We start from the raw sequence: 14596 nt of genomic DNA, 5'->3' as shown, positions 1-14596 counted from the left end.
GCCTTAACAACAGTTAAGGCTTTTTGATTGATTTTTATATTTCTAGCTACCAATTAGGGTTCTGCATGGCTGTTTTTTGAGCACCCGTTAACGGAGCTCCATTTGATCTAATCACATCTAAGAAAGACTGTGGTATAGGTCTTAAATAATGTTTATTATCAGACGGTCTAGCTTCATCATTAAAAGCTAGTGTACGTGCCACCAATGTTTTTGTACGAGCTAGATCCTCCCACCTCATCAATTCTCCCATTAATTCCCTAGAACGCTCATTTAACATGAAGGTTAGAAATTTATCTGCTTGAGATGAAACACTAAGCTTAGTATAAAAATCTCTACTTGAGTTAAAGATATCTGCTTCGCTGTTTAAGTGCATACTAGATAAAGTATTTGTAGTAGTAACCGGAATATTATTGGATTCAAAATATGAGTTTCTATCAGAATACGAAACTAGACTTCCGGCAGGAACAGCAGCATTAGTTTTATAAGCTACACCACCATCTACGTGGAAAGAGCGATCTTCACCATCTTTGTACGCAGCCCTATCTCTCACCTTGTTAAGATAAGGTAGTGCTTGCGCAAATTTTCCTTGCCTGCCATAAGCCTCTGCAGCAATTAAATAGGTTTCTGCCAAACGGGCTAGTATTCCATCTCTTTGGCCAAACTGAGAAGGCACAGCATTTCTAGACCCATCTGCAAACTTAGATAAGGCAACGTATTGATTGGTGCTAAAATTGCCATGGCCGCCTAAATAACTTTGCGGTTGACCAGCAAAATACCTTACAAACATACTTGGCGCTCTTCTGGTAATTGATGTTGGTAAAACAACTTTAGCTGGATCGGGTTCTGCTGAAGTATATCGAGTATCGCCTGCATCATTAACAATATATAAAACTGCTTCTTCACCCCCAACAAACTTTGGCTTACCCGCTAAAGCAGGTGTAGGTGCTGCATTTGCTGGCCAATTTGGCGCACCTGTTGGCCTATTACATAAATATCTGGTTTTAAAGCTTTTCCAGAATCTTGAGTCATTAACCCTATCAAAAACATCTAATGCATAATCAGTAGATCTCATTCTTTGAAACTCACGCCCACCTGGAATATCACGTATCATACCTGGTAGTGTTTGATAAATTGATGGATAATATAAGTGGATTTGATTACCATAACGTCCTTGAGTTGCAGTATTGTTCGAAAACTGAGCTGCCAAAATAATCTCCTTATTGCTTTCATTTGGGCCATCTGGAGCGGTAAAATTCCATAAGTCGCTAAAGTTTGTAGCCAATGTATAACCACCAGTATTAATTACCAAATCAGCATATTTAATTGCATTATCTAAATCAGCAGTCTTAGTATCGGTATTCCATCCATTATTTATCTCACTTGCTCTAAACAGATAAGCTTTTGCTAAAAAGTGTGCTGCTGCCCATTTAGTAATCCTGCCTGTTTCTGCGGCTGTTGACGGCAATAAGTTGTAAGCCTGAGTAAAATCTTGAATTACTTGTTCATAAACCTCCTTAGGTGTGTTTCTAGTAAATTCTTCTTGAATAGTTTCTGAAGGTTCTAATTTTAAGGGAACTCCTCCAAATTGTTTTACAAGTTTAAAATAATCAAAACCACGCATAAAATAACCTTCTCCTAAGCGTATATTTTTATTGGCACCTTGATAAAATTCAGGTACATTTTTAATAACTATATTAGCAGAGTTAATATTCCCGTACATATTATCCCAAATACTTGTCGCATCGCCTGTAAGAGAATTTAGTGTTCCATCATAAGAATTCCACATTTGCTCAGTTCTATCTCCACCTACTGCAAATTCATCTACACCATAATTAGTTGTTGTATAAGACCAAGTATAATTGAAGTGAAATTTTAAGCTTTGGTACATCCCTATAACAAGTCCATCAAGTCCATCTGCTGTTTTAAAATCTGCAGTGGTGCGGGCATTTACAACTTCTTCATCTAAGAAGCTTTTTTTGCAGGAAGTAGGTATAATCATTAGCCCTACTAAAGCTGCACACGTTAATAATTTTATAATCTTTTTCATAATCTATTTCTTTGAAATATCTATTAATAAATTAAAGGCCTACGTTAAGTCCAAAAACAAAACCTCTGTTAAATGTAGAGCTTACACTGTTATTTGAGGCAAAAGCCGCATCAGGATCAATCCAATCTACATTAGAGTAAATCAGCCCTGGATTAAGCACTTGTGCATATACCCTTAATTTAGATAAGGTTAATTTTTTAGCTATACTTTGCGGGAAAATATATCCCAATGATATATTTCTGATTTTCACAAAAGAAGCATCTTGATAATTCATAGATGTTCTATAAGTATCACCGATCGCATTTCCATAATTTGGTGCTGGATAATTATTAGTTGGATTTGTAGGAGTCCAATAATCTACTAAACGTTGTGCGTATCTTCCTTGTAGAACCTCTGCTCCTGTTGCTATTAAGAAATTGTTACGAGAAATAATAAAAATAGATAGATCGAAGTTTTTGTAGTTGAAAGTGTTGGTCATACCGCCCGTCCAACTTGGTGTATAACTTCCTCGTACCCTTCTGTCAAAATTGGCATCAATTTTATAATCACCATTAAAATCCATTACTCTTATACTACCTGGCTTAAATGCACTTGCTGCAGGCAAATTTGCATTAAACTTGCCCATTTCCACTAAATCTTCTGGTGTGTTTTGCCAAATTCCAACTTTTACAAAATCATAAGCTACCCTAACTCTTTCGCCAATAAATAGATTACTTGCAACTACATCGCCATTGGCTAATTTGGTAATTCTATCCTTACTAGCTGAAAAACTTATTGTTGTAGACCAACTAAAGTCCTTTTTTTGCAAGTTCACGGTATTTAAGGTAATGTCTATACCTTTATTTTGTGTTTCACCAATATTATCAAACGATGAAGTATAACCATTGATAGATGGGATAGGCTTTTCTAAAAGCAAGTCGGTGGTGGTAGATTTATATAAATCGATTGAACCTCCAACCCTTCCTTTCACTATACTAAAATCAAGACCTAGGTTATATTGTAAAGTATGCTCCCAACCTAACGCTTTATTTGGAAGTGTAATAGGGTTAGCTAATGAAGCATCAGAAGATACATAACCGGTTTGAACTGAACTACCAAAAGTATAAGTTAAAGGTTGCAACTTACCAAGTGTAGTGCCATAAGCTATTGCAGAGTTACCAACGCTACCCACACCTAACCTAAGCTTAAGCTGATCAACCCATTTAATATTCTTAAGAAAATCTTCTTGATCAATACGCCATGCAATTGCTGCTGAAGGGAAGAAATCCCATTTGTTTCCAGGAGCAAGTTGTGATGCACCATCCCATCTAGCAGATGCTGTTAAAAGATATTTACTATTAAAACTATAATTAACCCTAGCCATGTAAGATATCAATGAGTTTTCACTCAAATCTGTACTAAATCTATCCAAACTTGGAATATTTGCACCACCTAAGCCATACCAAAGTGGCTTACTTAATGGAATTTTAGTGCCCTCCATTGAAGAGCTTTCTTGCTTGAATCTTGATGAACTTTGCAATAGAGTTACACCGAAATTGTGCTTCTTAATGGTTTTATCATAGTAAAGCAAATGATCAAGTGTATATGCAAATCTATTGTTTTGAGTTAATGAGGCTGAGTTTGTTGACCCAGGCTCTCCTGCCCCTCTATTAATTGCCTTTGCATCTTGGTACCTACCGTTATATGAGTTCAAGAAATCAGGACCAAAATTGATTCTATACTTTAAGCCTTTCAAAAGATTAAGCTCTGCATATACAGATCCAATAGTTCTCAAAATCTTTGTCAAATTAACATTATAAAGTTCTTCTCCTACCGGATTTAGAATTCCAATATCTGCTCCAGGCAAATTAATTCTATTCCCATTCACATCATAAGGAACGGCAAGTGGCAACATACCCTGGGCAGCACCATATAAACTAGTTGGGCCTGTTGCATTACCGGTAGAAAAACCATAGTTCTGCAATCCGTAAGATCCTGTAACATTTAGCCCCATCTTGAACCATTTTACAGGATTTATCTCTACACTCAATTTAGTGCTATAACGATTATAGTCTTGCCCTAACTGCGTACCAAGTTGATTCAAATAGCCAAACGAACCGTAAGCTTTCATTTTATCAGTTCCTCCACTTACACTAAGTGAATGGTCATGTGTAATACCAGTTTGTTTAACAAGACCTGTCCAATCTGTTGTTGGCACCAAGCTGCCATCAAATACTCCATTAACCCAACCCTTATCTATATTTTCTAAAACATACGGATCGCCTGCAAATATTTTTCTATCAGAAGCTTGTGTTGCAAATGCTGTAGGATAATATAAAGCATTGTTAGTTGGCAATACCCTTGTAGCATTACGACGAAACTCAATATATTCTGCAGAGTTCATCATTCTGGTTCTATCTTGTATAGTTTCAAAATTTGTTGTTCCAACATAATCTAGTGTTAACCTACCTGCTTTACCTGTTTTTGTGGTTACTAAAACTACCCCATTTGCTCCTCTTGAACCGTAAATAGCAGTTGCCGAAGCATCCTTTAGGATATCAATAGTTTCAATATCATTAGGATTAATCGCCTCGATACCTCCAGCAGATAATGGAATACCGTCAACAACAAACAAAGGTGAGTTACTAGCATTAATTGAACGCATACCACGAATTAAAATCGAACCAACTGAGCCTGGGCGCTCGTTTGAGGTAATATCAACACCGGCAGCTTTACCTTGTATTGCTTGCAAAGCATTTTGAACTGGCCTTGATCTAATTTGCTCGGCATTTACACTAGATACGGCACCTGTTAAGTCACTTTTTCTTACTGTATTATAACCCACAACCACAACCTCATTCAAATCGTTAGTTGTACTAATCAATTGAATATTCACTGTTGTTTGCCCACTCACAGATTTTTCTACAGTAGCAAAACCTATGTATGAAATTACTAAAACGGGATTTGTAACGTTGGAAGGTATTGAAATACTAAAGTTTCCATTTGCATCCGTGGTTGCTGTTGCAGTACCATTTTTTAATTTAATACCCACACCAGGCAGCACTTCGCCTTTTTCATCAGTTACTTTTCCTGTAATAATAGTATCAAATTTTTTAGCAACTGAAATTTTGTTTTTTGATGCATTTCGAAGATTCGTATCCATTGCTTTAACATTGTTCACGAATGCAACTATGGCTAAAGTTGATAGGCCTAGTTTCAGCAGCTTTCTGCTAAATAATCCTTTTCGCCAACAACGTTGATTTGAGTAAGAATTTAAATTCATAATCTGATAGAGTTGATAAATATTTAGGTTTTGTTTAGTTGATTAGAAGTTTAGGACTAAAAAAAGAGAGGAGAAACTATTTAGCCAATATTTTCAAATGTATTTTAGCAATATGTATTGCTTTTTACCACGCAAAATTGCTTGACGGAAGAATCATCACACAGAGAATACCCAAGAAAGGACTGATTATTGTAGTTAAAATGCATTGTGATAAAATCTAAAGTACTATTTAGCATTTCTATCGCTGCTGAAGAGTTAGCAAAACTTTTCATAGGGATTTATGTTTGGTTATACGAGATTAAGCGTATTTTTTTATAAATCCATCCTGTACCATCCTGTCGAAATAAATATTCTTTTTATAGGTGAATGCTATTATCTTAGAAAAACGCATTCAATGATGTGTATATAGATTTTACAACATCGAATATTGGATCCACTTAGAATCAAAAAAGCCTCAACTTTCGTTGAGGCTTTGCGGACCGGACGGGACTCGAACCCGCGACCTCCGCCGTGACAGGGCGGCATTCTAACCAGCTGAACTACCGATCCGTTTTCCTAAAACAAAATCTCTTTCGTTTCGGGATTGCAAATATAGCGTCTTTAATTTATTTTACAACAATTATTTTAAAATAATTGCAAGTCTTTGTTTGTCAACACCTTTATTCTCTGCACTTGTTTTTATAACCTTAAATTACAGCACCTTCTTTCATCTTCTCTGCATTCTCGGCAAACTGCAAAGCGTCAATTAACTCTTGCACGCCACCATCCATTACTCCATTTAGGTTATATAAAGTTAAGCCAATACGGTGATCCGTTACCCTTCCTTGTGGATAATTGTAAGTTCTGATCTTCGCAGATCTATCTCCGGTTGACACCATCGTTTTACGTCTTGCCGCAACATCTCCATTCTTTTTCTGCAATTCAATGTCGTAAAGTTTACTACGCAACATCTCCATCGCAATTAAACGGTTACCCAATTGCGACCTATCTTGCTGACAAACCACTACAATTCCAGATGGTTTGTGTGTCAATTGAACTTTTGTTTCAACCTTGTTTACATTCTGACCACCTGCACCACCTGAACGTGAAGTATGCAACTCGATATCAGCTGGATTAATGTACAAATCAATTTCTTCCGCCTCTGGCAAAACAGCTACCGAGGCAGCAGAAGTATGCACACGGCCTTGAGTTTCTGTATCAGGCACGCGTTGTACACGATGTACACCAGATTCATATTTCAACTGACCATAAACATCATCGCCACTAACCTTTAAGATTACCTCTTTGTAACCACCAGCTGTTCCTTCAGTAACATCAACTGTTTCTACTTTCCAGCCCTTAGTATCAAAATAACGACTGTACATGCGGTATAAATCTCCAGCAAATAAAGCTGCCTCATCTCCGCCTGTTCCACCTCTAATCTCAAAAACTGCATTTTTAGCATCTTCTGGATCTTTTGGTATCAACATCAAACGAATTTCTTCTTCCATTTTCTCTTGTTGAACCAATAACATATCCAGTTCTTCTTTTGCCATTTCACGCATTTCTGGATCCTTTTCAGTACTCAAAATCTCTTTATTGGCATCAATGTTACTCATCACGTTTTTGTAGATTTTATATTCATCTACAATTTTGCCCAAGTCTTTATATTCTTTGTTTAAAGCTGCAAAACGCTTCATATCCTGCATCGTATCAGGATTGCTCAATTGCTCTTCTACATCTTCCCAACGCAATTTTATCGCTTCTAATTTTTCTAACATAGTATTAAATTCTTTTGAAAATCTGCTTCGCTACAATAAACAAAGCAAGTCCCGCTTTACGTTTAAAATTTTCAGAAAAAGAAAATTCCACTTCAATCGGGTTTATTAAACACAAACCTGTGCTAAATAAGGATGCAAAAATAAGGAAAAAAGCCGAAAGACTAAAGACCAAAGCAGAAAGATGGCTAAAAGCCTCTTTAGGGGTTGGAGTAGTATTCCAACCTTAAATCCTCGCCATCAAAAACGCCATAAGAACTGTAATTAATCCACTCCCCTATGTTTAAATATCTACTATTTTCATTTAGATTAATGTCTAAGGGTAAATGTCTATGCCCAAAAATAAAGTAATCGAAATGTTGTTTGGCTAATTGTTCTTTGGCATAAATCGCCAACCATTCACTTTCCTCACTTATAAATACTTCTTTTTTATTGCTAGCCACCCTACTACTTCCCGACCAACCGTTAGCAATTGACAATCCAATACGAGGGGGTAAAATAGAAAAAGCCCATTGGCAAAATGGATTTCTGAAAATCTTACGCAAAAATTTATATTTTGCATCTCCAGGCCCTAATCCATCTCCATGATGCAAGTAAAATTTCTTCCCATTTCTTTCAATGATCAATTCATCACTAATGATCTCTATCCCAATTTCCTTGGTAAAATAATCATTTACCCACATGTCATGATTTCCTTTAAAGAAATAGATTTTTATTCCCCTATCAGCCATTTGCGCTAGTTTCCCTTGCAAACGAATAAATCCTTTTGGCACTACAGTTTTGTATTCAAACCAAAAATCAAATACATCACCCATTAAAAAAAGCTCGCTGCAATTAGGCTCAATAAAATTTAGCCAACTCACAATACGTTCTTCTCTTTTACGACTTTCATTATAATTAGGAGAACCCAAATGAAAATCAGAAGCGAAATAAATATTCTTTGCCATGATCAATTCCAAAGGTAATTCAAAAAGCTTAAAGCAGAAAGGCTAAATCTAAAAGACTAAGACTAAAAGCTAAACATCAACTAATCAATAACTTTTACCCATTTGTACTCCATTTATGGTTAAGGTTTTTACGCATTGAAAAACATATATTAGTAATAAAATATTTTTGATATGAAAAACCCACTCATTTTCAGCTTATTTGCAATCGCACTAATTGCTTGTAATCAAGGTAAAAAACCTGCAGAAAAAATTACTTTAATGGCATATCCAGAAACGAAAAAAGATTCAACTACCGATAATTACTTCGGCACAACTATAGCAGATCCTTATCGCTGGCTAGAAAACGATACTTCTGCTGAGACCAAGAAATGGGTTGAAGCACAAAATAAAGTAACACAGAATTACCTATCTCAAATTCCATATAGGGAGGATTTTAAAAACCGATTAACAGAGATCTGGAATTATCCTAAAGAGTCAGCACCATTTAAAGTTGGAGCATATTATTTCTTCACTAAAAATGACGGATTGCAAAATCAAAGCATTTGGTTCTTGAAAAAAGGATTGGATGGAAAAGAGGAAGTTTTCTTAGATCCAAATCAATTATCTAAGGATGGAACAGCATCAATATCATTGTTAGGCTTTTCTAACAACAAAAAATTTGTTGCTTACTCAATCGCACAATCTGGCTCTGACTGGAGCAATATTTATGTGATGGAAATTGCCACAAAGAAAAAATTAGCTGACGAATTAAAATGGACTAAGTTTTCTGGTGCCGCCTGGAAAGGTGATGGATTTTATTATAGCAGGTATGATGAACCAGCGAAAGGAATGGAATTATCAGCTGCTAATAAATATCAGAAAGTATACTTTCATAAACTTGGTGATTTGCAAAAAGACGATCAATTGGTATTTGAGGATAAAACAAATCCAAATTTGTATTTTGGAGCACAGGTTACTGAAGACGAACATTTTTTAGCCATTTATGCGAGTGCTGGAACTTCTGGAAATGCATTGTTCTATCAAGATTTAACTTCGCCAAATAGTAAAATTGAATTATTAGTTAAAGGTTTTGAAAACAACCATAATGTAATTGATAATGTTGGCGACAAATTATTAGTAAATACGGATTTAGACGCTCCGAATAAACAAGTCGTTCTAGTCGACCCTAAAAATTCTCAACCTAAAAACTGGCAAAAGATAATCCCAGAATCAAAATTAGCATTAGAAGGAATTAGCACTGGTGGTGGCTTTTTATGGGCATCCTATTTAAAAGACGCCAGTACAAAAATTGTCCATTTTGATTTAACTGGCAGAAAAATTAAAGACGTAGAATTGCCTGATATCGGAACTGTTAGTGGTTTTGGAGGTTTTAAAGATGATGCTGAGTTCTTCTATTCCTTCACAAACTTTACTACTCCTGGTTTAACTTACCGTTACAACATAAAAGAAGCCAAATCTGTACTGTATAAAAAATCAGCGTTAAAGTTTAATACTGATGATTATGAAACCAAGCAAGTATTTTATCCATCAAAAGACGGAACTAAAGTACCCATGTTTATCGTTCATAAAAAAGGAATCAAACTGGATGGAACCAATCCTGTTTTTTTGTATGCCTATGGGGGATTCCAAATTTCTCTAACACCTAGTTTTAGCTTATCTAGAATGTTATTTCTAGAAAAAGGAGGTATCTATGTACAGCCTAGTTTGCGTGGCGGAAGTGAATATGGCGAAGCTTGGCATAAAGCAGGGATGCTAGAAAAGAAACAAAATGTTTTTGATGATTTTATCGCTGCCGCAGAATATCTTATTAAAGAAAAATACACAAGCGCTGATAAAATTGCTATTTCTGGAGGATCCAATGGAGGGCTTTTAGTTGGAGCTTGTATGACCCAGCGTCCAGAATTATTTAAGGTTGCATTACCTGCTGTTGGCGTTTTAGATATGTTGCGTTACAATAAATTTACTGTCGGCTGGGGATGGGCTGTTGAGTATGGAAGTAGCGATAAAAAAGAAGATTTTGATTATTTAATTAAATATTCGCCCCTACATAATGTTAAGGCGGATGTAAATTATCCTGCTACGCTAATTACAACTGCAGATCATGATGACCGTGTAGTGCCTGCACACTCTTTCAAATTTGCTGCAACCTTGCAGGAAAAGTACAAGGGAACCAACCCAATGTTAATTAGAATTGAGACAAAAGCAGGCCATGGAGCAGGCAAACCAACGGCCAAAATGATTGAGGAAGCTGCAGATCTATGGAGTTTTGTATTTCAGAATTTGGGAATGAACTATTAATACGGAATTAAATTCTGATTAAACTAGTGATAATTAGCATTGTAATTAAAAACTACCAATTTAATAGATTTTATTAAAATAATGTAGAATATGTCTAAATAATGTGGTTGATTTCGTAACTTTGCATCAAACTTTTTGTGAATGATCTCTACTGATATAGCCATAATTGGCGCCGGTCCTGTTGGTTTATTTGCCATCTTCGAAGCTGGCTTACTAAAAATGCGTTGCCATTTAATTGATTACTTACCCCAAGTAGGTGGTCAACTTTCAGAAATATATCCTAAAAAACCTATTTATGATATACCTGGCTATCCTACTGTTTTAGCTCAGGAATTGATTGATAATTTGGTTGAGCAAGCTAAACCTTTTCATCCTGGTTATACTTTAGGTGAAAGAATTGAAGGTTTAGAAAAACGTGGTGAGGCTGATTTTGTGTTAACCACCAATATGGGAACCATCATTGAAGCTAAAGTTGTGGTTATTGCTGGTGGTTTAGGTTGTTTCGAACCTCGTAAACCTGCTGTTGCTGGTTTAGAGCAATTTGAAAATGGTAGAGGTGTAAATTACATGATTCTAGACCCTGAGAAATATCGTGGTCAGAAAATGGTTATTGCTGGTGGAGGCGACTCTGCATTAGATTGGACAATTTTCTTAGCAGATGTTGTTTCTGAATTAACCTTGGTACACAGAAGTGAAAGTTTCCGTGGCGCACCAGATTCGGTTAATAAAGTAATGGAATTAGCGGAGAGTGGAAAAATCAACCTTGTTTTAAATAGTAACTTAAATTCTGTTTCCGGAGAAGGTAAATTAGAAAGCGTAGAAGTAATTCATAATCGTACTATGGAGACCACTTCTTATGAAGCAGATCACTTAATTCCTTTATTTGGTTTAAGCCCTAAATTAGGCCCTATAGAGCAATGGAATTTAAATATAAGTAAGAGTGCAATCGAAGTGAATACGGATGACTACTCGACTAATATACCGGGCATATATGCAATTGGCGACATTAATACTTATACAAATAAATTAAAGTTAATTTTGTGCGGTTTTCATGAGGCTGCTTTAATGAGTCACAGCGCTTATCAATACATGAACCCAGGCATTAAATATACCATGAAATACACCACTGTAAACGGTGTAACAGAATTTTAAACCCCTAACCCCTAAAGGGGAACAAAATATTTTATAATGAGCGATATTAACATTGTTGTAGAAGACAGAGAAGGAAATACTACGGAACTTGTAGCTCCTACCGATATGGGCTTAAGCTTAATGGAGTTTTTAAAGGCTTGCGAATATGATGTTTTAGCCACTTGTGGCGGCATGGCTTTATGTGCTACCTGTTGTGTAGACGTAATGGAAGGTGAAGAAAAGCTAAATGAAATGTCTGATGACGAATATGCAATGCTTGATACCTTACCTGATTTGCTGCCAAATTCTAGATTAGCTTGTCAGCTTCAATTAAGCCCTGTAATGAATGGACTTAAAGTTCGTTTACACGCAATGGATTAAAAGAATAATTTTAATAAAACAAAAAAGGGTTGCTAAAATAGCAGCCCTTTTTTGTTGGGATAACCCGAATATGATTTCTTTTCAAACAGTTTTATAAAAAAAAGCGGGTGTTATTACCACCCGCTTTAATCAAGGTACCAACTGCACCTTTAAGGTCTCATTATGGTCTTGGGCCTTTATACTTTAAGAATGCAACAATTTTAGTAGGTGCAAAACCTGGCTGTGTCATAAAGAATTGTAAATAAACGTTATGAGTAACAGGGTCAAAATAATTAGTTGTAGCTGGTGCAGCAGGATCAATAGCCATTGCTCTTCCATTTGCAGGTGCAGCAATACCGTTAACAACTGAAACTACTTTATTAGTAGCTGGATCAAATGTAATTTGAAGGTTTGTTGAGCCAAATCCACTAACACCATTTGTATTTGAAAGAATAGGAATCAAGTAATCTCCAAAAGCTCCATTCCATAAACCGTTAGAAGCAGCGCCTGATGTCCTTAGTTGAATATCATAAGCTACAGGATACAAAAATTCTGTATTTTGCAAAATTGTAGGCCTATCATTAGCAAAAATTGTTGATGTATAAGTATATGAGCCATCAAATTTATTTTTTGCAGCTAGATTTAATAAAATATTACTAAAGTTTGCACTAATTGTACCAGATGAAACACTTTTAATTTTCAATGGCAAAGCATAAGATTTACTTAAATCAAACAATGAAGTTTTAACTGAAACGGTAAAAGTTGCAGTTTTTTTACCCTTAGGAATTACTACTGAAGTTGCGTTAATAGTATAAACAGCAGGATCCATTATAGTAAATGTTTTTGCATTTTCTGTGTTATATTGCGTAATAGTTGCAGCATCACCTAAGCCAACATTAACTGTTATGTCTTCTGGTGCTCCGTCAGCTGGCCCAGAATAACTTACAGTAACAGGCAATTCCGTTGGAGTTGCAACAATTGGAAATGCTATAGAATACAATGCATATGTGCTACCATGAACTGCTATATCCGATGGGTTTTGAAATTCTATAACATTAGTTCCTTTAGCAGGATCTAAAACCAATCTATCGTCTTTTAAACAAGAAGATAAAGTGGCAATGGCTAACAAAAAGCCAAGTGATTTAAAAATATATTTTTTCATAATTTCTATAAAATTAATTTACGTCCCAGAATATTTTAGAAGTATATAGGCCAATGTTTGTAGGCACATTACTAGGATTTAAATTGTACTCTTCTTGTGGATACAATATTCTTGTAATGATTTTATCTGGTGTTGTTGCAACTGAAGCTTTAGAAGCGAAGGTGTCTGTTGGAGGATTAGCACCATTAGTTACTACTCTTGGCCATGCTGTACGTCTATACTCATTAAAGGCCTCATCATTATTGATATTAGCTAATGCAATATACTTTTGAGTAATGATTGCTTCAATTCTTTCAGGCAAAGTAGTAGCTAAATTATAATCTACTAATTTGCTGCCAACGTTTGCATTTAAATAAGTACCACCTACAACTCCAGCTGTAACATTAATGTAAGCATTAACCTCTGCTGTAGTTTTAGTAGCAACATCACTTGCATTTTTATATAAATAGTTATATGAAGCGGCAATGCCATTAACAAATGCTTGTCTTCCTGCATCAATAGAAGTGATGTAACCACGAGCTTGTGCTTCTGCTTGTAAGAAATCGCTTTCAGCTTTTAACATAATTACTGCACCTTGAGTTGGTCCTTTGGCCACTCCCAATGCTGTCGTGTTAAAATCAGCACCGGTAAACCAAGCAGTATAAGTAGCAATAGGAGCAACAGCACCTGCACTCTCATCACCTAACTGGTTTGCAGGTGTATTAGGAAATGCTCTAAAAATAACTGATCCTCTAGCAACATCATTCAACTTCACTCCATTATAAAACGCTAACATCCATTTGGTAGTAGTAGCAGAAGTTTGTGAACGTACGTTAGTAGCACTTGCAGCTAAAGAGCCATACACTGGGTTCATTCTACCTGCTTCTTTAATGTAACCTGGGTTCACCAAAGCATCATCAGTTAAATAACCTACAGATGCAGTTGTCGCAAAAAGAGGAGTAGCATAAGCTGTTAAAGCTGGCACACCTGCCATTTTAATCAACATACGTAACCTTAAAGTATTAGCAAAACGTTTCCATTTATCCATATCACCTTTGAACATAGGGTCTGCAGTTGACGCAATTGCAAGCGTAGCAGCAGAACCTTGAGCAGCAGTAATTGCAGCAATTGCTTCAGTTGTTTCTTTTACTAAATCTTTGTAAACATCTTCCGCTTTATCATAGGTTGGTGTTAAAGCACCAGTTCCTAACAATGCCTTGCTGTAAGGAATATCATTATACTGATCAACCATTCTAGCAAATGCAAAAGCTTTCATAATTCTAGCGATAGAAGTACTATATGCTAATGTTGCATCAGTTCCATTCTGATCAATTACATATTTATAGTCAGTTGCATTATCAAGTGTTGAAGTCCAAAGACCTGTAAAACTTGATGTAGTATATGCATAAGTTAGGGTAGCACCATAACCACCTACACCAGCAACATTTGCAAACATACCGGCAGGATATGAATAGCTCTGACTGAATGTATTAGAGATTGATGCCGTTCCTACAATTGCCTGTGGCAATACAAGTGCTGCTGTTGCTTCAGTAGCACTATTAGGATTTGTATTTACATCTAGAAACTTTTCACAAGATGAAAACCCTAATACCACGGCACTTATTAATAAACAATTTAATATCTTTTTCATAT

General features: G+C 35.9%; 9 protein-coding genes and 1 tRNA gene. 3 read left to right on the top strand and 7 right to left on the bottom strand.

Annotated features, from left to right (window positions below; translation table 11 throughout):
- Window positions 1-46 precede the first annotated feature (46 nt).
- From R2Q59_RS15705 to R2Q59_RS15685, 5 genes are all read right to left on the bottom strand, one after another.
- Window positions 47-2047, bottom strand: a complete 2001-nt coding sequence (locus tag R2Q59_RS15705) for a RagB/SusD family nutrient uptake outer membrane protein (RefSeq protein WP_316786155.1) — start codon at window positions 2045-2047, stop codon at window positions 47-49.
- Between the two features lie 31 nt (window positions 2048-2078).
- Complete coding sequence (locus tag R2Q59_RS15700) at window positions 2079-5309, bottom strand: TonB-dependent receptor (protein ID WP_316786154.1); 3231 nt, start codon at window positions 5307-5309, stop codon at window positions 2079-2081.
- A gap of 475 nt (window positions 5310-5784) precedes the next feature.
- Window positions 5785-5858: transfer RNA gene (locus R2Q59_RS15695), tRNA-Asp, on the bottom strand.
- Window positions 5859-5995: 137 nt separating this feature from the next.
- On the bottom strand, window positions 5996-7069 hold the full coding sequence (gene prfA / locus R2Q59_RS15690) for a peptide chain release factor 1 (protein ID WP_316770748.1): 1074 nt from the start codon (window positions 7067-7069) through the stop codon (window positions 5996-5998).
- Between the two features lie 197 nt (window positions 7070-7266).
- The gene (locus R2Q59_RS15685; protein WP_316786153.1) at window positions 7267-8013 is read right to left on the bottom strand and encodes a UDP-2,3-diacylglucosamine diphosphatase; all 747 of its coding nucleotides are present in this window, start codon (window positions 8011-8013) and stop codon (window positions 7267-7269) included.
- Between the two features lie 171 nt (window positions 8014-8184).
- Between R2Q59_RS15685 and R2Q59_RS15680 the strand changes: the two genes are divergently transcribed.
- The 3 genes from R2Q59_RS15680 to R2Q59_RS15670 all read left to right on the top strand — a co-directional run bounded on the left by R2Q59_RS15680 (window position 8185) and on the right by R2Q59_RS15670 (window position 11823).
- Window positions 8185-10311 carry a prolyl oligopeptidase family serine peptidase gene (locus R2Q59_RS15680; protein WP_316786152.1) on the top strand — a complete coding sequence of 709 codons (2127 nt, stop codon included), beginning with the start codon at window positions 8185-8187 and terminating at the stop codon, window positions 10309-10311.
- Between the two features lie 141 nt (window positions 10312-10452).
- Complete coding sequence (locus R2Q59_RS15675; RefSeq protein ID WP_316770741.1) at window positions 10453-11463, top strand: NAD(P)/FAD-dependent oxidoreductase; 1011 nt, start codon at window positions 10453-10455, stop codon at window positions 11461-11463.
- A gap of 36 nt (window positions 11464-11499) precedes the next feature.
- Window positions 11500-11823 (top strand): 2Fe-2S iron-sulfur cluster-binding protein, encoded by a 324-nt coding sequence (locus R2Q59_RS15670; RefSeq protein ID WP_316786151.1) that lies wholly within the window; start codon window positions 11500-11502, stop codon window positions 11821-11823.
- 160 nt (window positions 11824-11983) lie between these two features.
- Here R2Q59_RS15670 and R2Q59_RS15665 read toward each other — a convergent pair whose 3' ends face one another.
- Window positions 11984-12964, bottom strand: coding sequence for a DUF1735 domain-containing protein (locus tag R2Q59_RS15665; RefSeq protein ID WP_316786150.1), 981 nt, complete (start codon window positions 12962-12964; stop codon window positions 11984-11986).
- A gap of 13 nt (window positions 12965-12977) precedes the next feature.
- Complete coding sequence (locus R2Q59_RS15660; protein WP_316786149.1) at window positions 12978-14594, bottom strand: SusD/RagB family nutrient-binding outer membrane lipoprotein; 1617 nt, start codon at window positions 14592-14594, stop codon at window positions 12978-12980.
- Window positions 14595-14596 lie beyond the last annotated feature (2 nt).

Source organism: Pedobacter frigiditerrae, from assembly GCF_032678705.1.
Lineage (GTDB): Bacteria > Bacteroidota > Bacteroidia > Sphingobacteriales > Sphingobacteriaceae > Pedobacter > Pedobacter frigiditerrae_A.
This window is presented reverse-complemented; position numbering and strand designations above follow the sequence as displayed.

What these genes read in the sequence shown, in the direction of transcription:
- prfA (WP_316770748.1), bottom strand. Translation starts at nt 7,069, where the DNA reads ATGTTAGAAAAATTAGAAGCGATAAAATTGCGTTGGGAAGATGTAGAA.
- R2Q59_RS15685 (WP_316786153.1), bottom strand. Translation starts at nt 8,013, where the DNA reads ATGGCAAAGAATATTTATTTCGCTTCTGATTTTCATTTGGGTTCTCCT.
- R2Q59_RS15670 (WP_316786151.1), top strand. Translation starts at nt 11,500, where the DNA reads ATGAGCGATATTAACATTGTTGTAGAAGACAGAGAAGGAAATACTACG.
- R2Q59_RS15700 (WP_316786154.1), bottom strand. Translation starts at nt 5,309, where the DNA reads ATGAATTTAAATTCTTACTCAAATCAACGTTGTTGGCGAAAAGGATTA.
- R2Q59_RS15680 (WP_316786152.1), top strand. Translation starts at nt 8,185, where the DNA reads ATGAAAAACCCACTCATTTTCAGCTTATTTGCAATCGCACTAATTGCT.
- R2Q59_RS15660 (WP_316786149.1), bottom strand. Translation starts at nt 14,594, where the DNA reads ATGAAAAAGATATTAAATTGTTTATTAATAAGTGCCGTGGTATTAGGG.
- R2Q59_RS15675 (WP_316770741.1), top strand. Translation starts at nt 10,453, where the DNA reads ATGATCTCTACTGATATAGCCATAATTGGCGCCGGTCCTGTTGGTTTA.
- R2Q59_RS15665 (WP_316786150.1), bottom strand. Translation starts at nt 12,964, where the DNA reads ATGAAAAAATATATTTTTAAATCACTTGGCTTTTTGTTAGCCATTGCC.
- R2Q59_RS15705 (WP_316786155.1), bottom strand. Translation starts at nt 2,047, where the DNA reads ATGAAAAAGATTATAAAATTATTAACGTGTGCAGCTTTAGTAGGGCTA.